The 20436-nt window shown below is 70.4% G+C and carries 20 protein-coding genes; 14 read left to right on the top strand and 6 right to left on the bottom strand.

Features of this window, described 5'->3' with window-relative positions; translation table 11 throughout:
- Positions 1-148 precede the first annotated feature (148 nt).
- From EHF32_RS09125 to EHF32_RS09105, 5 genes are read left to right on the top strand one after another with little or no spacing between them, the layout of a single operon-like run.
- Positions 149-1507, top strand: a complete 1359-nt coding sequence (locus EHF32_RS09125; RefSeq protein ID WP_137417887.1) for an ABC transporter substrate-binding protein — start codon at positions 149-151, stop codon at positions 1505-1507.
- On the top strand, positions 1504-2472 hold the full coding sequence (locus EHF32_RS09120) for a carbohydrate ABC transporter permease (RefSeq protein WP_192900632.1): 969 nt from the start codon (positions 1504-1506) through the stop codon (positions 2470-2472). The genes EHF32_RS09125 and EHF32_RS09120 overlap by 4 nt, the downstream gene beginning before the upstream one ends.
- The gene (locus tag EHF32_RS09115; RefSeq protein ID WP_137417886.1) at positions 2469-3293 is read left to right on the top strand and encodes a carbohydrate ABC transporter permease; all 825 of its coding nucleotides are present in this window, start codon (positions 2469-2471) and stop codon (positions 3291-3293) included. Before EHF32_RS09120 ends, EHF32_RS09115 begins: the two co-directional genes overlap by 4 nt.
- A gap of 31 nt (positions 3294-3324) precedes the next feature.
- Positions 3325-4281, top strand: a complete 957-nt coding sequence (locus tag EHF32_RS09110; protein WP_137417885.1) for a family 43 glycosylhydrolase — start codon at positions 3325-3327, stop codon at positions 4279-4281.
- On the top strand, positions 4278-5441 hold the full coding sequence (locus tag EHF32_RS09105; protein ID WP_137417884.1) for a serine hydrolase domain-containing protein: 1164 nt from the start codon (positions 4278-4280) through the stop codon (positions 5439-5441). The genes EHF32_RS09110 and EHF32_RS09105 overlap by 4 nt, the downstream gene beginning before the upstream one ends.
- Here the strand turns inward: EHF32_RS09105 and EHF32_RS09100 are convergent.
- The 3 genes from EHF32_RS09100 to EHF32_RS09090 all read right to left on the bottom strand — a co-directional run bounded on the left by EHF32_RS09100 (position 5438) and on the right by EHF32_RS09090 (position 9246).
- Positions 5438-6787, bottom strand: a complete 1350-nt coding sequence (locus EHF32_RS09100; protein WP_137417883.1) for a D-alanyl-D-alanine carboxypeptidase family protein — start codon at positions 6785-6787, stop codon at positions 5438-5440. The two genes, EHF32_RS09105 and EHF32_RS09100, sit on opposite strands and share 4 nt — an antisense overlap.
- A gap of 67 nt (positions 6788-6854) precedes the next feature.
- A complete protein-coding gene (locus EHF32_RS09095) occupies positions 6855-7787 on the bottom strand; it encodes a DUF5996 family protein (protein WP_137417882.1) in 933 nt (310 codons plus the stop codon).
- A 124-nt stretch (positions 7788-7911) separates the two neighbouring features.
- Positions 7912-9246: an HNH endonuclease signature motif containing protein gene (locus EHF32_RS09090; RefSeq protein WP_238343670.1), complete on the bottom strand. Its 1335-nt coding sequence runs from the start codon at positions 9244-9246 to the stop codon at positions 7912-7914.
- A gap of 80 nt (positions 9247-9326) precedes the next feature.
- Here EHF32_RS09090 and EHF32_RS09085 point away from each other — a divergent pair, with 80 nt between their 5' ends.
- Entirely contained in the window at positions 9327-9806 is a 480-nt protein-coding gene (locus EHF32_RS09085; RefSeq protein ID WP_137417881.1) for a GNAT family N-acetyltransferase, read from the top strand.
- A 3-nt stretch (positions 9807-9809) separates the two neighbouring features.
- On the opposite strand, the gene EHF32_RS09080 is transcribed toward EHF32_RS09085, so the two are convergent.
- Positions 9810-10655, bottom strand: a complete 846-nt coding sequence (locus EHF32_RS09080; RefSeq protein ID WP_137417880.1) for an NAD-dependent epimerase/dehydratase family protein — start codon at positions 10653-10655, stop codon at positions 9810-9812.
- A 114-nt stretch (positions 10656-10769) separates the two neighbouring features.
- Between EHF32_RS09080 and EHF32_RS09075 the strand changes: the two genes are divergently transcribed.
- Together EHF32_RS09075 and EHF32_RS09070 are read left to right on the top strand one after the other, a co-directional pair.
- On the top strand, positions 10770-11216 hold the full coding sequence (locus EHF32_RS09075; protein ID WP_137417879.1) for an SRPBCC family protein: 447 nt from the start codon (positions 10770-10772) through the stop codon (positions 11214-11216).
- Positions 11217-11223: 7 nt separating this feature from the next.
- Positions 11224-12675, top strand: coding sequence for a phytoene desaturase family protein (locus tag EHF32_RS09070; protein ID WP_137417878.1), 1452 nt, complete (start codon positions 11224-11226; stop codon positions 12673-12675).
- Here EHF32_RS09070 and EHF32_RS09065 read toward each other — a convergent pair.
- Complete coding sequence (locus EHF32_RS09065; RefSeq protein WP_137417877.1) at positions 12664-12972, bottom strand: hypothetical protein; 309 nt, start codon at positions 12970-12972, stop codon at positions 12664-12666. The two genes, EHF32_RS09070 and EHF32_RS09065, sit on opposite strands and share 12 nt — an antisense overlap.
- A 116-nt stretch (positions 12973-13088) precedes the next feature.
- Between EHF32_RS09065 and EHF32_RS09060 the strand changes: the two genes are divergently transcribed.
- The 3 genes from EHF32_RS09060 to EHF32_RS09050 are packed head-to-tail and all read left to right on the top strand — an operon-like array spanning position 13089 to position 16236.
- Entirely contained in the window at positions 13089-14378 is a 1290-nt protein-coding gene (locus EHF32_RS09060) for an O-acetylhomoserine aminocarboxypropyltransferase/cysteine synthase family protein (protein WP_137417876.1), read from the top strand.
- Complete coding sequence (locus tag EHF32_RS09055) at positions 14378-14962, top strand: CoA-binding protein (protein ID WP_137417875.1); 585 nt, start codon at positions 14378-14380, stop codon at positions 14960-14962. Before EHF32_RS09060 ends, EHF32_RS09055 begins: the two co-directional genes overlap by 1 nt.
- The gene (locus EHF32_RS09050; RefSeq protein WP_137417874.1) at positions 14959-16236 is read left to right on the top strand and encodes a chloride channel protein; all 1278 of its coding nucleotides are present in this window, start codon (positions 14959-14961) and stop codon (positions 16234-16236) included. Before EHF32_RS09055 ends, EHF32_RS09050 begins: the two co-directional genes overlap by 4 nt.
- A gap of 126 nt (positions 16237-16362) precedes the next feature.
- Here the strand turns inward: EHF32_RS09050 and EHF32_RS09045 are convergent, their stop codons facing one another.
- Complete coding sequence (locus EHF32_RS09045) at positions 16363-17049, bottom strand: TetR/AcrR family transcriptional regulator (RefSeq protein ID WP_137417873.1); 687 nt, start codon at positions 17047-17049, stop codon at positions 16363-16365.
- Positions 17050-17163: 114 nt separating this feature from the next.
- On the opposite strand from EHF32_RS09045, the gene EHF32_RS09040 reads away from it, so the two are divergent.
- The 3 genes from EHF32_RS09040 to EHF32_RS09030 all read left to right on the top strand — a co-directional run bounded on the left by EHF32_RS09040 (position 17164) and on the right by EHF32_RS09030 (position 20429).
- A complete protein-coding gene (locus EHF32_RS09040) occupies positions 17164-18177 on the top strand; it encodes an SDR family NAD(P)-dependent oxidoreductase (RefSeq protein ID WP_137417872.1) in 1014 nt (337 codons plus the stop codon).
- A gap of 29 nt (positions 18178-18206) precedes the next feature.
- Positions 18207-19010: a sulfite exporter TauE/SafE family protein gene (locus tag EHF32_RS09035; protein ID WP_443189846.1), complete on the top strand. Its 804-nt coding sequence runs from the start codon at positions 18207-18209 to the stop codon at positions 19008-19010.
- Positions 19011-19088: 78 nt separating this feature from the next.
- Positions 19089-20429, top strand: coding sequence for a CotH kinase family protein (locus EHF32_RS09030; RefSeq protein ID WP_137417871.1), 1341 nt, complete (start codon positions 19089-19091; stop codon positions 20427-20429).
- Positions 20430-20436: the final 7 nt, after the last annotated feature.

The following is a 20436-nucleotide window of genomic DNA, read 5'->3' as shown; positions in this document are numbered from 1 at the left end:
CGTACGCGGAGCGGAAATTGACACTGGGACCCCAGTATGCGCACAATGTGCGTGCTAAATCCATTCAGCACAGGGACCGACGAGAACATGACCCGATGTTCCCGTCATCCGGAGCCGTGTTTTGCACCACAGACAAAGGAGTCGCCCCATGACCACGACACCGCACCGCCGCCTGCGTCGCTCAGGGCCGGTCGCCCTGCTGGCGATCACCGGCCTCGCCGTAGCCGCTCTGACGGCCTGCGCGCCGGGAGCCGCCGCACCGGCCGCCCAGAACGACGTCACCGTCTCGACCGAGCTCACCTCCGACCCGGTCGAGCTGACGATCGCCGACGAGACGGGCTTCCCGGTCACCGACAAGCTGACCGAGGAGTTCACCAAGCAGCACCCGAACGTGACCTTCACCATCACCCGTGACACGTTCCAGAACCTGACGGCGAACGCCCCGAAACTGCTCGCGAGCGCGACACCGCCCGACCTCATCCGCCTCCCCACCCTGGGCGACACGGTGCGTGACGGCCTGGTCGCCAATCTCGACCCGTACTTCGACGCCTACGGCTGGGATGCGTGGCCCGCCTCGCAGCTCGCGCCGCTGCGGATGAGCGAGGACGGCATCCGCGGCTCGGGCTCGCTGTACCAGCTCGGGCTCGGCTACAGCATCACCGGCATCTACATGAACGACAAGCTCGCCGCCCAGCTCGGCATCGACGCGCCGCCGCAGACGCTCGCCGAGCTCGAGGACGACATGGCCAAGGCCAAGGCCGCGGGCGCCCTGCCGATCATGGCCGGTGACAAGGACGGCGTCGTGAACTTCGTCGTGCAGGCGGCGATGAACCAGTACGTGGACAAGGACCAGTTCCTGTCGTGGATGTTCAACGAGCCGGGTGCGCGCTACGACGAAGAGGGCAACGTGAAGGGCGCCGAGCTCGTGCGCAAGTGGGCGGATGCGGGCTACTTCCCGTCCGATATCAACGCGATCGACTACTTCACCTTCACGAGCCGCTTCGGTGAGGGCGAGGGTCTGTTCACCTTCAACGGCAACTGGGAGGCGGCGAACTATCAGAAGGCTCTCGGCTCCGACGTCTCGTTCTTCCTCGTCCCGCCGGCGGAGGCCGGAGGCGACCACGTCGCCATGGGCGCCGCGAACTCCTTCTCCGTCGCAGCCAAATCGGCGCACCTGAACGAGATCGTGTACTTCCTCAACTGGGTGCACACCGACCCGACCGCGCGCCAGATCATCGTGGACGTCACCGGCGCGTCGCCCGGTGGCGACCCGTCGCTCGAGCAGCCGAAGGTCGAGTCCGGCTCGCTCATCGAGGATGCGCTCGCGATGTCCGCGCAGATCGGCGCCGAGAACGGTCAGGTCGACTTCATGTCCAACACGACCGCCGGTATCTACGCCGGATCGATCATCCCCGAGTCGCAGCTGCTGGTGACGAGCCAGATCACGGGCAAGGAGTTCGTGGACCGCGTCCAGGCGTTCTACGAGAAGGAGGTCGGCGGCAAATGACCGACGGCGCGGTCGCCGCTGTGGCGGCACCCCGACCCGACGGCACCGCCGCGGCGGCGACCGCGCCCCCGCGCCGGGCCGCTGCCAAGGCGGCCGCCCGGCGCGGGACGCTCGCCGGTTGGCTCCTGCTCGTGCCGGCTCTCGCGGCCTACGTGTCGTTCGTCGTCTGGCCCCTCATCCAAGGGGTGCAGTATTCGTTCTACGATTGGAACGGCATCGGCGTCGCGCGCTGGGTGGGGGTGGACAACTACCTCACCGTCTTCACCGACCCCGACCTGCTCGGTGCCATCCGCAACGCCTTCGTGTTGATCGCGTTCTTCACGATCATCCCCGTGGGGGCGGGTCTCGTGCTCGCGACCCTCATCCGGGGACTGCGGTCGAAGGCGTTCGCCGCCTCGGCGCAGACGGTGCTCTTCCTTCCGCAGATCATCCCGCTGGCCGCAGCGGGTATCGCCTGGTCCTGGATGTACGCGCAGACCGGCGCGGTCAACCAGATCCTGGGATGGCTGGGGCTCGGCTGGATCACCCGCCCCTGGCTCGCCGACTACGGCACGGCTCTTCCGGCTGTCGGTCTGATCGGATCGTGGGTGCTGACGGGGCTGTGCACCGTGCTGCTGCTCACCGGCCTCGGGAAGATCGACGTCTCGCTCTACGAGGCGGTCCGGCTCGACGGCGCCGGGTGGTGGCGCGAGTTCTTCACCATCACCCTCCCCGGGCTGCGCCAGGAGATCGCCGTGCTCGTGACCGTCACGGTCATCGCCGCGCTGTCCAGCTTCGACATCATCTACACGTCGACGCAGGGCGGACCTGGCCGGGCCACCCTCGTTCCCGGCCTGTCCATCTTCCGCATCGGGTTCACCCAGAGCGACGTCGGCCTCGCGTCCGCCTTCGGCATCGTGCTGATGGTGCTGGTGCTCGTCGTCGTCCTGCCCATCCAACGACTCTCGAGAGCGAGCGACTCGTGATCGCCAGCCGCACCGAGCGTGTGCTCGGCTACCTCCTGCTCAGCGTGGCGGTGATCGTCACCGTGCTGCCGCTGGTCAGCATGTTCTCGGCCGCCCTGCAGCCCGCCGATCGCAACCCGACCGGTCTCACCTGGCCGACCGACCCGCAGTGGGGCAACTTCGCCACCGCGTTCGAGACGGGCCACGTCTGGCAGCTGATGGGCTCCAGCATGCTCATCGTGCTCGGAGTCGTGCCGGCGAGCCTCATCGCCGCCACCCTCGCCGGGTTCGCGCTCGGATCACTCCAGGTGCGTTTCGGCCGCGGAGTGCTGGTGTTCTTCATCCTGGGCCTGACGATCCCGTTCGAGGCCCTCATCATCCCGCTCTATTACCAGGCGCAGTCGCTCGGCACCGTGAACACCCCGTGGGCGGTGATCTTCCCGCTCATCGGGCTGTACATGCCGTTCGGCGTGTTCTGGATGCGGGCCCACTTCATCAACGTGCCCAGGGAGCTCTCCGAGGCGGCCCGGGTGGACGGAGCGTCGCTCTGGCGCGAGTTCCGCAGCATCCAGCTCCCGCTCGCGATGCCCGCGCTCTCCGCCCTGGCGATCCTGTTGTTCATCTGGACGTGGAACCAGTTCCTGCTGCCGGTCGTGCTCATCGCCGACCCGCTGCAGCGGACGGTCGCCGGTGCGCTGACCTTCTTCCAGGGGCAGTACTCGCTCAGCATCCCGCTGCTGAACGCGGGAGCCCTGATCATCATCACGCCCGCGGTCGTGCTCTTCCTCATCTTCCAGCGGCAGTTCATCCGCGCGCTGGTGCAAGGCGCCGTCAAGGGCTGAGCGGCCCTTCCCCATTCATGAGGAGAACTCTGTGACGTTCACGCTGCCCGACCACTGGGTCTGGGACTTCTGGTTCGCCCGCGACGGCGACACCCACCACATGTACTTCCTGCAGGCGCCGACCTCGCTCGGAGACCCCGACCTGCGCCACCGCAATGCGACGGTCGGTCACGCCACCTCGACCGACCTGCGCACGTGGACTGTGCACGGCACGGTGCTGCGACCGTCCGGCGGGGACGCGCCGGACGCGACGGCCACCTGGACGGGAAGCGTCGTCCGCGAGGCGCAGACGTGGCGGATGTTCTACACGGGCTCACGGTTCCTCGACCCCGTGGCGCACGCGAACGTGGAGACGGTGCTGGCCGCATCCGCATCGGAGCCGGGCGCCTGGACGAAGGATGCCTCGGTCGTCGTCGCCGCAGACCCGCGATGGTACGAGACGCTCGGCGACGGTACCTGGCATGAACAGGCGTGGCGCGACCCGTGGGTCTTCGCCGACCCCGCCGGGGACGGATGGCACATGCTCGTCACCGCGCGCGCCCTGGGCGATGGCGAGCGCGACACAGGGGTGATCGGCCACGCCCGCTCGGCCGACCTGTCGCGCTGGGAGGTGAGCCCGCCGCTCAGCGTTCCCGGTGCGGGCTTCGCGCACCTCGAAGTCCCGCAACTGGTGCAGATCGACGGCCGATGGGCGCTCATCTTCTCCTGCGATTCGGCGCATCTGGCCGGCGCACGGACCGGTGAGCGCGGCGGGATCTGGGCGGTGGCCCTCGACGATCCGCTCGGGCCCTACCCGGTGGACCGGGCCGTGCTCGTCGCGAGCGAGAAGCTCTACAGCGGTCGCATCACGCAGGATGCGGCGGGGCGCGATGTGATGCTCGCGTTCGAGAACATCGGCACGGACGGCGCCTTCGTGGGCGCTCTGTCGGATCCGCTTCCGGTGCGGTGGGAGAACGACCGTCTCATCGTGGAGGAGATCGCAGCATGATCGGGATCAACGGGCACATCGCCCCGGGCTTCGAAGCGATCGGCGACGCCTTCGCGGCGGCGTTCGACGGGCTTCCGCAGATGGGCGGAGCCCTGGCGATCCGCGTCGACGGTCGCAGCGTCGTCGACCTCTGGGCCGGTTCTGCGGATGCACGCATCGACCGCCCGTGGGAACGTGACACCCCGTCGGTGGTCTTCTCGTGCTCCAAGGGCCTGATGTCGATCCTCGTCGCGCGGCTCGCCGCATCCGGACGCGTCGATCTGGACAGCCCCCTGGCCGCGTTGTGGCCGGAGTTCGGCCAGCGCGGCAAGGATGCGGTGACGGTCGGTGACGCGCTGGCCCACCGCGCAGGGGTGCCGGCGCTGAGCGTCGACCTCACGACCCAGGAGCTGCTCGACTTCGACCGCGTGGCCGCGCTGCTCGCGGCGCAGGAACCGCTGTGGAAGCCCGGGGAGGCATGGGCGTACCACGCGTTGACGCACGGCTGGATCTCGGGCGAGATCGTGCGCCGTGCGAGCGGTCGTTCCGCTGCCGTCGCGTTCCGTGAGATGGCCGACCTGCTCGGTGCGGATGCGTGGCTCGGGCTGCCGGCCGAGCACACCGGCTCAGCCGCGCACCTGTTCGTCGGCGCCTCCCTCCAAGGACTCGTCGCACAGCAGGCGGCTCAGCGCGTGCCGGGAGTCGTCGACTGGGGCGACCGTGCCATGACGCTCGGCGGCGCCCTGCCGTCCACGCTCGTCGGGGAGGCGGAGGGCTTCAACACGCCGGCCGTGCAGGCCGCCGTCATCCCGGGTGCCGGGGTCGTCGCGACGGCACGCGCCGTCGCAGCGATGTGGTCGGCGACAGTGGCCGAGACCGACGGGGTGCGTCTGCTCGACGACGACACCGTCGTCGCGGCCACACGCGAGCGTACGGCGGGGGCGCCGTTCTTCGACGCGCCGCCGCCGTGGCCGCGCTGGGGCGCGGGGTTCCAGCTCGATTCCGAGGCGCGGCGGTACCTCGGGTCGTCCAGCTTCGGTCACGACGGCGCGGGCGGGCAGGTCGCGTTCGCCGATCTCGACAGCAGGGTCGGCTTCTCGTTCGTCACGAACTGGATGGAGGCCGTCGACGATCACCGGGCGACCCGAATCGTGGACGCGCTCCGCGGGATCGTGGCCTAGCCGGCGCCGAGCTGCCCGGGGTGGGTGAGGCGCCACCACTCGGTCGGCGGCTCGATGTCGCCCGAGACGACGACGTCCGCCGTCGTCGTGTTCGGTCCAGCCGTCCAGGTGATCGTGCCCACGACTTCGCCGTCGGTGTACGTCGTGGGCACCGAGACATCCATGTCGACGGTGATCGCGGTGTCCGACCAGGTCAGGATGCTGGGGGTCGAGGCGACGACCAGGGCTGCACGTGACCCCCAGCGGGTCGACAGGGAACCGATCTGCTGCCCTTCCTCGGCGAGCTGCTCCGCGTGGAACCCGTCGCGGATGCTCTGCAGCTGCGCACGCACGACGCTGTCCACCGTGCCGCGGGAGTACACCCCGAGCACGACGCCGGTGATATGCAGCGGCTCGCCGATTCCCACATCCAGCGTCGAGGTGTACAGCAGGTTGTAGTTGTCGGGTCCGAGGTTCCCCGTCTTGAGGCCGGTGATCCCGTCGACGCCCAGAAGATTGTTCGTATTGCTCACGGTGCCGAGATCGCCCAGCGAGGCGGACGGCATCGCGGCGATCGCGGCGATGGTCGGCTCGGATGCGGCGAGTTTGCCGAGGGTGAGGAGGTCGGTGGGCGTGCCAGTGTTGCGCGCGCTGATGCCTGTGGGCTCCACGATCGTGGTGCCTGTCATCCCGTGCGCGTCGAGCCAGGTGCGGGCAGCGTCGAGGAATCCGCTGCGCGAGCCGAACGCCCAGGTGGACACGGCATCTGCGTAGTTGCTCGCGGAGGGGAGCAGCATTGCCGTGAGCGCGTCGCGCAGCGACATCGAGCTGCCGGTCGGCATGGCGAGGATCGTCGCGCCCTGCACGTAGTACTCGTCGTACAGATCGTGGTCGGCCTTCGAGAACGTGATCGTGGGCCCCGGGTCGTCCGGCCCGCTGAGCGGCGACGCGTCGAGCACGACAAGCGCCGTGATGAGCTTGCTGATACTGGCCAGCGGACGCGCTTCATCGCCGCCGCTCGAGGTCCAGATGCCGCTGGCTCCCGCGCCGAGGTAGGCGTCGCCTCCTGACACGCTCAGCGCCGACGCGCCCTCCGTCGGCATCGCGATGCCGGCCGCTCCGGGTGTCGACACCGACGGCTTCTCCGCGGTCATGACAGGCTCCGGCAACGGAGCGTTGAGCGCCCAGACCGTGTAGCCGCCGCCCGCCGCGAGAGGGAGGACGACGAGGACCAGCAGCACGATCGCCACGATCCAGCGACGCCGTCGCCGTACCTGGCGATCGACGGGTGGCGGATCGTCCCCGCCTGCGTCGAGCAGGTCGGCGAACGGGACCAGCTGATCGGTCGGGTCGTCGTGCGTCGTCATCTCGGGCCCCCATCCCTCGCGCGCAGCACCATCCTGCCGCATCCGGTGCGGGTGCGGTGGCGCGCTGTCAGCCGCCGACGGCGGCGCGCAACGGATCGGTCACGCCGTCGACGCAGGCGTAGCGCGCGATGTCCCATCCGGCCAGCTCCGCCCCGGCGAGGTACGCGGCCTCGAAGAAGTCGAGCGCGGCCCTTCGCGGGTCACCCGTCGCCTGGGCGCGCGCGAGCGGGTACACGGCGAGGTGGGAGGTGCCGCGATCCAGCCACTGCGCTCCCTCGGGGAGCGGGCGATGTGCGATGCCGGGCGGCTCCGGTGACGTGTAGGAGTAGAACGCGGGCTCGGGCACGCTCGCGTCGCCGAACCAGAACCCCGATGAGACGACCTCCCGAGAGTAGGCCTCGCGGGTGACGCTGTCCGCTTGGTCGGTGTGCGGCACGACGATGTCGGAGAAGCGCGTCGCGGCGATGTCGAAGGTATGCCAGAAGTGGTGCACGGGACTCGTCTTGCCGCTGAAACGACCGCAGAACTCCTCGAGAACGAGGCCGGCATCCGAGAGCAGCCGCCAGTACGCCGTGACGGATGCGGGGTCGTACGCGTCGTGCTCGGTGTCGTCGCGGAACGGGCGGGCGGCATCGGGCAGGTCGAACGGCGTCGCCGCGAGGATCGGCGCGGCGTCGACGCCCGCGCCGTCGAGGGCGCGGACGAGGCGCGCGTGGAAGTCTGCGACGGAGAGTCCAGGCAACGAGAACGACGTGCGGACGCCCTCGCTCGTCGCCACTTTCAGGCGGTGATCGATGAAATCGAAGTCGACCGCGAAGGTCGGGTCCGCACCCATCGGACGCGACGTGATCCCGGAGCCGGTGAGGTGGAACGGCACGTTCCACCAGTGGTTGCGCCGTACGCTGCGTGCGAGCCGCAGTTTGCCGACCACCTGCACGAACCGGTGCAGGGTCTCCTTCGTGGGCTGCCAGGCCTCGTAGGGTAGACGCGTCTCGAGCATGCGGACCTCTTCCGGAGCACGGATGCGGCCGCCGTGGCCGCGACCATGCGTCGAGCATGGCAGGTCCGTCGGACCCCGCGGGTGGAAGGGGCCTCGACGGGTGTCGGACGTTGGCGTGGGGCGTTCAGAACGGCGGGTCGCCCGGCGGCGAGGCATCCAGAACGAACGTGGGCGTGCGTCGCTCCGGTACAACGGTGTAGATGCGGCCCGTCGGACTCGTCCATTCGGTGGACGCATCCGCGAACTGCCGTACCTTCCATCCGCCGTGGTGCTTGACGGTGTGATGCCCCTTGCACAGCGGGGTGAGGTTGTCGGCCGCGGTCGAACCCCCGTGCTCCCACGCGATGGTGTGGTCGATCTCGCACCGATTCGCCGGAACCATGCACCCCGGAGCGCTGCACCGCGCGCTGCGCCACCGTGCGAGCCGTCGCAGGCTCGCCGGCGGTCGGTACTGCGTGCGCCCGACCGACAGGACCAGACCCGTCTCGGGGTGGGTCAGCACGCGCATCCATCCGTCTGCCCCGCCGCACAGCTCGCGAGCCTTCGTGAGGGGGATCGGGCCGACGCCGTCGACGACGGCCGGCACCTCGCTCGCGCCGAGGAGGGTGAGCGCGGGCACGGTCACCGCGACCGTCGCGCGGATGCCGCGCGCCTGCTCGCCGTGCTGCGGCGCCTCGCCGTCGATCAAGAGGTCGGCCGCGACGTCGGCGCGTGCCTGATCGAGCGTGCGCCGCGGATCGGTCTCGTCTCCGACGGAACTCTCCGGGCTTTCGGATGCAGTCTCCGCGGCGATGAGGGCTGCGGCGGTGCGGGTGAGGCGGTCGAAGATCGCCCTCGCCTCGACGGCGGGCAGGTAGACCGTGAGCCACGCCATCCCGTCACGGTCGTCGTCGACCGCGACGCGACGCGTGTCGAGCGCCTCGCGCTGCCGCTCGGCCAGCGTGGCGGCACGGGCATCGTCGACGAGGCGGCGCACAGCGTGCCGGAAGACGCCGATGGGCAGACGGGCGGCGAGTTCGAGTGCGAGTGGCGCCAGTTCGTCGCGCAACCATGGCTCGGCACGATCGACGGCGTCGACGAGAACCTGGGCGTGCCGCTGGGTGATCTGCGCGCGGCTCAGCGCGGTGAGAGTCTCGGGATACCGCTCGACGAGCGCCACCGCGTGGGCGATCAGGCGGTCGGCCGCAGCCTCGGTGGCTCCGATCGCCTGCGCGAGTTCGAGGCGCAGCGAGCGCTCCACGATGCCCCGATCGTGCCGGCCCGCGCGCTTGGCCTCGGCGTGCGCGTCGGCGCGCATCTCGGAGATCGCCCACACCTGCTCGGCGGCGAAGACGGACAGCATCGCGGAGACCTCGACCACGCGATCGACCGCGTCTTCGGGCTCGACCGGCGCCCTCTCGACGTCGCGGGCGAACGACGCGTCGGGGTCCTCTTCGAAGAGGGGCGCATCGTTGGACATACCTTCACAGTAGGGAGGGCCTCCGACATCGCGACGGGCTCGCGGCGGATGCGGGCCGGCATGGCCGCGATGATGGAGGTATGGTCGACGTCACCTTCCGCCGCTTCTCGGACGACGAGTTCCCCGCGTGGATCGCCGTTCAGCATCGCGCGTACACCGAGGAGCGCGTGCGCGCCGGCGATGACCGTGCCACCGCCGAACGCATCGCCGCCGAGTCGTACACAGAGCTCTTCCCCGGTGGGCTTCCCGCCGTGGGACACGACGTGCTCCACGTCGAGGCGGCGGGTCGCCGCGTCGGGGTGATGTGGCTGGGCCCGCATCCGCGCGGGAACGAGGGCGTGTGGTGGGTGTGGGACGTCGAGATCGACGAACCGTATCGCGGGCGAGGCTACGGGCGGGCGGCCATGCTCCTGGCCGAGCGGTATGTCGCCGAGCGGGGCGGGCGAGAGCTCGCGCTCAACGTCTTCGGCTTCAACGAGCGCGCTCGCCGGCTGTACGAGTCGCTCGGTTTCGGCGTGACCGCCGTGCAGATGAGCAAGCCGGTGCAGCCGGAGTCCTGAGCCTCAGGCGTGATCGCGCCAGGAATGCCGCGGCGCGTAGCCGAGCAGGCGCTGCGCCTTCGCCGTGGAGAACAGGCTGTCGTTCACGCCCATTTCGCCCCGCACCTCGGTGTCCGGGAACACCTCGGCCACCAACTCGGCGTTGGGACGCGACATGACCGTGTCGGCGGCGGCGATCAGGAAGTGGTCGAAGCCGGTCGGAGCCGTCTCGAGCGCGCGGAGCACGGCCTGCGCGCCGTCGCGGGCATCGATGTAGCTCCACAGGTTCCACTTGCGCAGCCGGGCGTCGCCGTCGAAGGAGGGGAACTCGGCGTAATCCTCGGGGACCATGACGTTCGAGAAGCGCAGCGCCGTGATCGACAGCTCCGGGTGCCAGCGCACCAGCTCGATCGCCATCCGCTCCTCGAGGTGCTTGACGAGGGAGTACACCGACTCGGGACGCGCGGGGTAGTCCTCGTCGACGGGGATGTAGGGCGGCGGAGCATCGAAGGGGAGCCCCTGCACGGTCTCGCTCGACGCGGTGACGATCCGGTGGATGCCGAGCCGTGTCGCGGCGTGCAGCACGTTGAACGACACCGTCATGTTGTTGTGGAAGACGGCGACGTCCGCGCGCAGGCCCGGTGCGGGAACCGCGGCCAGATGCACGAGTGCATCGACGCCGTCGTGCTGGTCGTTCACCGACCCGAGCGCGTCGACGACCTGTCCGTAATCGGTCAGATCCACCTGCACGAAGCCGGGTCCGCGCTCGCCGACGACATCGAGGCCGATGACCTCTTGTCCGGCCGCGGCCAGTTCGCGAACGACCACGCGTCCGAGCTTTCCCGATGATCCCGTCACTGCGATCCGCATGTCTCCAGCGTGCCACAGCGAGAGTCGGATAGCGGCCGCAGCCGCGGGAGGCAACCCCGTCGAAGCTCGCAGCGGTCGTGCTTAGCGTGACGCAACGACGATCGGAGGCCGCCCATGTCACGCAATGTCCGTCGCATGTCCTGCACGCCCGAAGAGGTCTTCGCCGTGATGGCGGACGGCTGGCTGTACCCCTCGTGGGTGGTCGGAGCCTCCCGGATGCGGTCGGTCGACGATGCCTGGCCGGCCGAAGGGGCGCAGCTGCACCACTCGTTCGGCGTCTGGCCCGTGCTGATCGACGACACCACCGAGGTGCGCGAGTACGACGCGCCGCGGCGGATCGTGCTCCGTGCGCGCGGCTGGCCCATGGGGGAGGCGCGCGTCGTGATCGAGGTGCGACCGAGCGAGGACGGATGCCTGGTTCGCATCACGGAGGACGCCGTCGCCGGCCCCGGAGCATGGATCCCGCGGTGGATCCTGAACCCCCCGCTGCACCTGCGTAACGCCGAGACCCTGCAACGATTGGCGTTCCTGGCGGAGGGTCGGGCCGCGAGAGGGGGATGATCGAAGAGTGAGCGATCTCGACGTCATCGTGGTCGGGTCGGGTCCGAACGGACTCGCCGCCGCCGTGACCCTCGCCAGAGCCGGACTCTCGGTCCGCGTGTACGAGCGCGCCGCGACCCTCGGCGGCGGCGCGTCCTCGGCGGGGCTGACGCTGCCGGGGTTCCTCCACGATGTGTGCTCGGCCGTGCATCCGCTCGCGTTCGAGTCCGCCTTCTTCCGGTCCTTCGGCCTCACCGAACGCGTCGACTTCGTCGTCCCCGAGCTCTCATTCGCGCATCCCCTCGACGGCGGGCGTGCGGCGCTCGCATACCGGGACCTCGACCGCACGGCTGAGGAGCTGGGGCGCGACGGCGCCGCCTACGCGCGGCTCATGCGCCCGCTCGCCGAGAACACCCGCCAGCTGGCCGAGCTGACCGGCGGACCGCTGCTGCGCGTCCCCGCCGACCCCGTGTTCGCCGCGCGATTCGGCGTGCGCGTGCTCGACCAGGGGTCACGGCTGTGGGGGTGGCGGTTCCGCGAGGACGCGGCGCCCGCGCTCGTCACCGGCGTGGCATCGCACTCGATCCTGCCGCAGCCGAGCCTCGCCGCATCCGGGGCCGGGCTGGCACTGGGCGCCTACGCACACGCGCACGGCTGGCCGATCCCGATCGGCGGAAGCCAGGCGATCGTCGACGCGATGGTGGCGGACCTTCGCGATCACGGGGTCGAGGTCGTCCGCGACCACGAGGTGCGCTCGCTCGCGGAACTGCCTCCGGCTCGCGCGGTGCTGCTGGACGTCACACCCGCGGCGCTTCTGCGCATCGCCGGCGACGACCTGCCGCCTTCGTACCGGGAGGCGCTCGGCCGGTTCCGTTACGGCGCGGCCGTCGCGAAGGTCGACTTCGCGCTGTCCGCGCCCGTCCCGTGGGCCGATCCCGCGGTCGCGAAGGCCGGCACGGTACACCTGGGCGGCACCCGGGCGGAGATCGCGGCCGCCGAGAACGACGTCGTGCACGGGCGGATGCCGGAACGCCCGTACGTGCTCATCTCGCAGCCCTCGCTCTTCGACCGCACGCGCGCCCCCGACGGCGCGCACACCCTGTGGGCGTACACCCACGTGCCCGCCGGCAGCGACGTCGACCGGGAGGAGGCCGTCGTCGCCCAGATCGAACGGTTCGCGCCCGGCTTCCGCGACACGATCCTCGCCGCCCGCTCGCGCACGGCCGTGGACCTCGCGCGCCACAACCCGAACTACCCCGGCGGTGACATCGCCGCGGGCAGTCCCGACGTCGCGCAGCTACTCAAACGCCCCGTGCTGCGCCGCGACCCCTGGCGCACACCGCTTCCGGGGGTCTACCTGTGCTCGGCGTCGACCTCGCCCGGTCCCGGTGTGCACGGGCTCGGCGGATGGTGGGCGGCGCGCAGCGCGCTCAGGCACGTGTTCGGCATCCCGGAGGCGCCGTCGCTGTCACCGCGCTGAGCGCAGCCGTTCCCAGTCCACGTCGATCGTGCGGGGGAGCGCGCGGGAGAACCGCGCCGGCAGAACCGTGCCGGGCCTCGGCCAATACCGGGTGTCGATCACGACCTCGGCCGACGCCGTCGCGCCCTCGAAGCCCTCCGCGGCGAGGGCCAGCTCGACCGTGCAGCTCTGGTGGCGCCGCCGAGAAGAGGGCGGCGTCGCCGACAGGATGCGAGCGGTGCCGACCCAGGGATCGCCGAGTCCCGACTCGGTCAGCCTGTCCAGCGCCTCCGCTGCCTGCTCGGTCCAGTCCTCCATGTCACCGACGATAGCGACCGACGCGGTGCGCCGACGCACGCCGACACACGAATCGGGGCGGCGCCGAGCGGCCGGTAGGCTGCGGGAAACCCGCATCCCCCTTCGAAAGGGCCCTCATGGCCGACCGCGAATACGGCTTCCGCACGCGTGCCATCCACGCCGGCAACATCCCCGACGCCGTCACCGGCGCCCGCGCGCTGCCGATCTACCAGTCCTCGGCGTTCGTCTTCGACGACACGGAGGATGCGGCCGCCCGCTTCGCGCTGCAGAAGTACGGCAACATCTACAGCCGCCTGGCGAACCCCACGACGGCGTCGTTCGAGGAGCGCATCGCGTCGCTCGAGCAGGGGCTCGGCGCCGTCGCCACCTCCAGCGGGCTCTCGGCGCAGTTCATCACGTTCGCCTCGCTCGCGGGGGCGGGCGATCACATCGTGGCCAGCGCCAACCTCTACGGCGGCTCCATCACCCAGCTCGACGTGACGCTGCGCCGCTTCGGCGTGGAGACGACGTTCGTGGCCTCGGCGGATCCCGCCGACTACGCGGCCGCCATCACCGACCGCACGAAGGCGGTGTTCGCGGAGACCGTGGCCAACCCGTCGGGCGAGGTCGCAGACATCGAGGGCCTCGCGGCTGTGGCGCACGCCGCCGGTGTTCCGCTCGTCATCGACTCGACCGTCGCCACGCCCTACCTGTGCCGTCCGATCGAGTGGGGCGCCGACATCGTCGTGCACTCCGCCACCAAGTTCCTCGGAGGGCACGGCACCTCCCTCGGCGGGGTGGTCGTCGAGTCGGGCCGCTTCGACTGGTCGAGCGAGCGCTTCCCCCTGTTCACCGAGCCGGTGCCGAGTTACGGCGGGCTCGAGTGGTCGGGCAACTTCGGCGAGTACGCCTTCCTCACCCGCCTCCGTGCCGAGCAGCTGCGCGACATCGGCCCGGCGCTCGCGCCGCACTCGGCCTTCCTGCTCGCCCAGGGCGTCGAGACGCTGCCGTACCGCATGAAGGCGCACGTCGAGAACGCGCGTGCCGTGGCCGAGTGGCTCGACGCCGACCCGCGCGTCGAGTACGTCACCTGGGCGGGACTTCCCGGCCACATCCACCACGATCGCGCCAAGAAGTACCTGCCGGAGGGCCCCGGCGCCGTCTTCAGCTTCGGGGTCAAGGGAGGCCGCGCGGCCGGTCGCAGCTTCATCGAGTCAGTCGATCTCGCCAGCCACCTCGCCAACATCGGTGACGCGAAGACGCTCGTCATCCACCCCGCGTCCACGACCCACGCGCAGCTGACCGAGCAGCAGCTCATCGACGGCGGAGTGCTGCCGGGGCTCGTGCGCATCAGCGTCGGCATCGAGGACGTCGACGACATCATCTACGACCTCGACCAGGCCCTCGCCGCCGCACAGGAGGCATGATGAACGACGTGACCGACCTCGAGGAGACCGTCGAGACCCGCCTGCCGAACGGGCTCACGTGCGCCCTGCCCGCCAGCTCCCCCCTCGCCAAGCTGCTGCGCTCGCAGCGCACGTGGGAGGGGCCGGGTGCGAAGGAACGCCTCGCGATCCTCCGCGCCGCGAAGAGCATCGCGATCGTCGGGGCCTCCGCGAATCCGGCGCGCTCGAGCTACTTCGTCGGCACGTACCTCCTGCAGTCCGGCGACTACCGGGTGTACTTCGTGAACCCGAACGCCACCGAGATCCTCGGTCAGCCCGCCTACCCCGATCTCGCCTCGCTGCCGGAGGTGCCCGACATCGTCGACGTCTTCCGCCGCGCCGACGACATCCCCTCGGTCATCGACGACGCCCTCGCGGTCGGTGCGCCCGCCGTCTGGGTGCAGCTCGGGATCTGGAACGAGGATGCGGCCCGCTACGGCGAGAGCAAGGGCCTGACCGTCGTCATGGACCGCTGCATCAAGATCGAGCACGCGCGCTTCCACGGCGGCCTGCACCTCATGGGGTTCGACACGGGCCAGATCAGTTCCCGGCGTACGCTGCGGTGAGCGCGACGCGGCTGCGCCCCGCCGTCGGTCACCTCACGCGGATCGGCGCGGCGACCGTCCTCGCGGGCGTCGGTACGGGGCTCGCGGTCCTGCTGCTGGTCTGGATCGTCCACTCCGTCGAACACCTCGTCTGGGGTGAGGGCCGAGGCCCCTTCCTCGACGGTCTGGCCGCGCCATCCGAGTTCTGGCTGCCCCTGGCCACGGTCAGCGCGGCCGGCGTCATGGCGGCCGTCGGCTGGTACCTCATCCGCCGCTTCGGGCGTCCCGTCGCGAGCGTCGAGCAGGGTGTCGACGGGCGACGGATGCCGGCGCTGGAGACCCTCGTCGACACCGTGCTGCAGGTGGTCTCCGTCGCGCTGGGCGCGTCGATCGGCAAGGAGGTCGCCCCGCGCGAGCTCGCCGCGATGGCGTCGTCGAAGGTCGTCCGCTGGCTCCGCCTGACGCCGCGCTGGCGCCGCATCCTGATCGCCTCGGCGGCGGGAGCGGGTCTTGCGGCCGTCTACAACGTCCCGTTGGGCGGCGCGGTGTTCGCGGTGGAGATCCTCCTCGGCGAGTTCTCGATCGCCGCCGCTGTGACCGCGCTCGCGGTCAGCGCGATCGCGACCCTGGTCGCGCGGCCGCTCGTGGGCGACCAGTCGCTCTACGACCTCGGATCGATCGAGGTCAACGCGTCGCTGCTCGTCGCCGCCCTGGTCGTCGGACCGCTGATGGGCGTCGTCGCCACCAGTTTCGTGGCGGCGACCAAACGGCTGAGCGCCTTCCGGCCCACCGGCTGGAAGCTGCTCGTCGTGCTCCCGCTCGTGTTCGCCGCCGTGGGCGCCGTCGGGATGTTCTTCCCGCTCATCCTCGGCAACGGGCGCGCGCTGGCCACCGCCGGTTTCGAGCTGAGCGAGCCGGTCGTGTTCCTGCTCATCCTCGCGGTGCTGAAGTACGTCGCGACCACGCTCTCCCTCGGAGCGGGCGCCATCGGCGGAACGCTGCAGCCCTCCGTCGCGATCGGCGCCGCACTGGGAGCGGCGGCGGCGGCGGGATGGGCCCTGCTCTGGCCCGGGGCGAGCGGCACGGGACTCGCCGTGGTCGCCGCGGCCGCCTTCCTCGCCGCGAACATGCGCGCCCCGTTCACCGCGATCGCCCTGATCATCGAGTTCACCAACACGGGCTTCTCTCTCCTGCTTCCGATCTTCCTCGCCGTCGCCGGTTCGCTCGCGGTCGCGGGGCTGCTCAAGCGCGGCGGTCTCGCAGGCTTCGCGCCCCTCGACCCCGGTCGCGAGTAGCCGCGCGCTGCGCGGCGCGCGAGCGCGCATCCGATTGCCGAGCGCGCATCCGATCGGGTGCTCGCTCGACGAACGGGTGCTCACTCGGCGGGGCGGGATCCGGATGCTCAGGTCGCCGAGGGGGCCTCAGTCGCCGAGGCGGACCTCGGCCTCGGCGAGGCGGACCTCGACGGTGGCGATGACGGCATCGACGTCGAAGGCGAACTGCGCATCGCCGTAGGCATCGAAGCCGCTCTCGTCGAGCCGGCGCAGCACGCTGAGATCCGTGGCGCCCGTCTCGCGGAGCATTCCGCGGAACTGCGCGACCTGCGGGTGCCCGCCCGCTCCCGCGGCGGCGACCTCCTCCCGGGCGAAGCCCGTGGCGACGGTCGTCAACAGCAGCAGGGTGCGTCCGGCGGCGACCTCGTCGAGCCCGCCGTCGAGCAGCCGTTCCAGCACGACCTCGGCGGGCCGGACCGCGGCGAGCGTCGCCCGCGAGAGGGTGCGGAAGTGCTCGACGAGGGCGCCCGAGGCCACCAGCGATTGACGTATCCCCTCGGCGAAGGTGCGACAGGCCTGTGGCCACGGAGCATCCGATGGGATCTCGAGCGCCGCGATGCGGGTCAGGAACACGTCCTCGGCCAGCAGCTCCAGCAGGCCCTCGCGCCCGTGGACGTAGTGATGGAGCGCCTTGCGGTCGACCCCGAGCGCGTCGGCGACGCCCTGCATCGTGAGCTGCTCCGAGGGCAGCGTCCGCGCCGCGTCGAGGATCGCGGCGCGGTCCAGCCCCGCGCGTTCACCGCGTCCTCGGCGGGAGGGCGATCCTGGCGTCACGTCGGCTCCGTCTCCTCGATCGTTCCCGGGCGCATCGGTCCTGATGAGCGTAGTATTTCCCGTGCGGGATTATCCGTCGAACGGCGACGGTCCGCTCGAGAGAAGGGCTCTGCGATGTCGGAGAGTGTGGTGTTGACCGCGAACAGCACGATCGCACAATGGCTGGATCACCCCGTCGGAGGCGACCTCATCCGCGGGTTGCTCGCCGCGTCCGGCACGACGGAGGACGCGCTGGGTCCGGTTCGATCGCAGCCGCTCCAACAGCTCGTCGCGCTGAGTCAGGGGCAGCTGCCGCAGTCGGTCGTCGACGATCTCGTCCGTCAGGCGAACGGAGGCACGATGCCCGAGCAGACGGGCCCCGCGCCGTGGGTCGAGCGGGTGGTCGCGGGCCGCTTCGCCGGTCGCACCGTGATCGTCACGGGCGCCGCATCCGGGATCGGGCGCGCCGTGGCGTCGCGTGTGCTCCGGGAGGACGGCCGCGTCGTCGCCGTCGACATCTCCGCCGATCGCCTGGACGAGCTGGTGGCGGCGCACGGTGGGGAGAAGCTCGTGGCCGTCGCCGGCGACATCACCGACCAGGAGGCCGTCGACCGGATCGTCGCGGCCGCCGGAGAACGGATCGACGCGCTCGCGAACGTCGCCGGGATCATGGACGACTTCTCGCCGCTGGGTGAGACGACGGATGCGGTGTGGGATCGCGTCATGTCGGTCAACGTCACCGGCACCTTCAAACTGTCGCGTGCGGTGATCCCCGCGATGACCGCCGCCGGGGCAGGGGCGATCGTCAACGTCTCGTCGGAAGCGGGGCTGCGCGGCAACGCCGCGGGCAACGCGTACACCGTCTCGAAGCACGCCGTGATCGGGCTCACGAAGTCGGCCGCCTTCATGTACGGCCCGGCCGGGATCCGCGTCAACGCCGTGGCGCCGGGCGCCGTCGCCACCGGTATCGCTCTGCCGCCGCACCTCTCCGAGAGCGGCCGCGCCCGGGTGTCTCCCTTCGAGCAGCTGATCCCGACCGTGGCCACCGCGGAGCAGCTCGCCGCATCCATCACCTTCCTGCTCTCGGACGACGCCGCCAACATCAACGGCGTGATCCTCGCGTCCGACGGAGGGTGGTCCGTGCAGTGACACGACGGGGGCGACGGTAGGCTCTCCCGGTGACCGACGCCCCCGCACGCGTGCTCCGCCCGCGCACCCCGGCCTTCATCCTCACCTGCATCGCGACGGGGCTGCTGGCCGGCCTGCTGTCGGGACTGTTCGGCGTGGGCGGCGGCACCGTGATCGTTCCGCTGCTGGTCATGCTGCTGAAGTTCGACCAGCGACTGGCCGCAGGGACCTCGCTCGCCGCGATCGTCCCGACCGCCGCCGTGGGCGTCATCTCCTACGCGGTGCACGGCTCGGTCGCTCTCGTGCCGGCCATCCTCCTCGCCGTCGGAGCGGTCATCGGCGCGCAGATCGGCACCTGGCTGCTGCCGAAGATCTCGCAGACGGCGCTGCGGTGGGGCTTCGTCGCCTTCATCGTCGTCGTGATCGCGAGCCTGTTCTTCGTCATCCCCTCCCGCGACGCGGAGATCGAGGTGACCATCTTCTCCAGCATCGCGCTGGTCGTCGTCGGCGTCTTCACGGGGATCATGGCCGGCCTCATCGGTGTCGGCGGAGGAGTGATCGTGGTCCCCGTGCTCGTGCTGCTGTTCGGCGCGAGCGACCTGGAGGCGAAGGGGACCTCACTGCTGTTCATGATCCCGACCGCCCTGTCGGGGACCATCGGCAACCTGCGCCGTAAGAACGTCGACCTGGTCGCCGCGGCTCTCGTCGGTGTCGCCGCCTGCACGACCACCGCGCTGGGAGCGTGGATCGCGACACTGCTCGATCCTTTCGTCGCCAACATCCTGTTCGCCGCCTTCCTCGTCTTCATCGGCACCCAGATGGCGGTCAAAGCCGTCCGCGGGCGCAAGCGTTGAGCAACGACAGGGCAGAGGGAAAGCCCGAACCGAGACGGCTGCTGGGTCGCTGATAGCCGAGTTCGCTTCTGTGGGTTCATGCCCCACCGCCACGACAAGGGATCGAAGCCCGCACAACGCCTCGCACACGCGCTCGCCGGTCTGACCGTCGCGGCTGTCGTGCTGACGGGATGCGCCGTCGGCGCGGCCCCGGAGACAGCGGCGTCCTCGACGTCGACGTCGACGGCCCAGCAGAGCGCATCGGGCGAATTCTTCAACACCGACGAGGTCCACTCGATCTCCGTCTCGTACGACGAGGGCGACTACCAGGCCATGCTCGACGCGTACGCGAGCTCCGGCGAGAAGGAGTGGATCTCGGCGACCGTCACGATCGACGGCACGGTCTTCGAGAATGTGGGGCTGCGGTTGAAGGGCAACTCCTCCTTGCGCGGCGTCGTCGAGACGGATTCGGGAGACGGCACCGCCGGCGAGACCGAGCCCGAGGGTCTCCCGTGGCTGATCCGGCTCGACAAGTACGTGGACGGGCAGGTCTACGACGGCCGCAGCGACTTCGTCGTGCGTGGCTCGTCGACCGAGACCTCGCTCAACGAAGCCGTCGCGCTGAGCGTGCTTGCTGCATCCGACGTCGCGGCCGAGCAATACGCGTACGTGCGTTTCAGCGTCAACGGTGGGGCCGAGCAACTGCGACTCGTGCTCGATCTTCCCGACGACTCCGGTTGGAACTCGGACACGTTCGAAAACCCCGGCATCACCTACAAGGCCGACAGCGGCGGGGACTACTCCTACCGGGGCGAGGGCGCGGACGACTACGCGGACGTCTTCGACCTCAAGAGCAACAGCAGTTCGCTCTCCGACGACGACGGTTTCACGCCGCTCGCGGACTTCCTCGAGTTCCTCGCCACCGCCTCCGACGACGAGTTCGCGAACCAGCTGTCGAGCTACCTCGACGTCGACGAGTTCGCCCGGTACCTGGCGGCACAGGAGCTCGTGGCCAACACGGACGACATCGACGGCCCCGGGAACAACTCCTACCTGCGCTGGGACGAGACGACCGGCACGTTCACGGTCATCGCCTGGGACCAGAACCTCTCCTATGGTGTGAGCCCCGGTGGTGGCGGAGCCGGAGGCCGCACGGCGCAGGGCGGCGGTGGTGCACGCGGCGGTGGGGGCGGTGCCGGTGGGGGCGGTGGCGGTGGTTCCCGATCCAACGTGCTCGTCGAGCGCTTCCTCGCCGACGAGGGATTCTCGGCACTGTACGCCGAGGCGCTGCAACAGCTCAGATCGGACGTCTACGACAGCGGCGTTGCGCAGACGCGGCTGAACACTCTCGTCGAACTGCTGAAGACGCAGGCCTCCGACCTCGTCTCCGCCGAGACGATCCAGAGCGAGGCCGACGCGATCTCCGCGCAGCTCGATTGATCGGGCG

Source organism: Microbacterium sp. RG1 (genome assembly GCF_005347485.1).
In the GTDB taxonomy this organism is placed as follows: domain Bacteria; phylum Actinomycetota; class Actinomycetes; order Actinomycetales; family Microbacteriaceae; genus Microbacterium; species Microbacterium binotii_A.
Note: the sequence above shows the minus strand (reverse complement) of the source record. Positions and strands in the feature narration are given on the sequence as shown.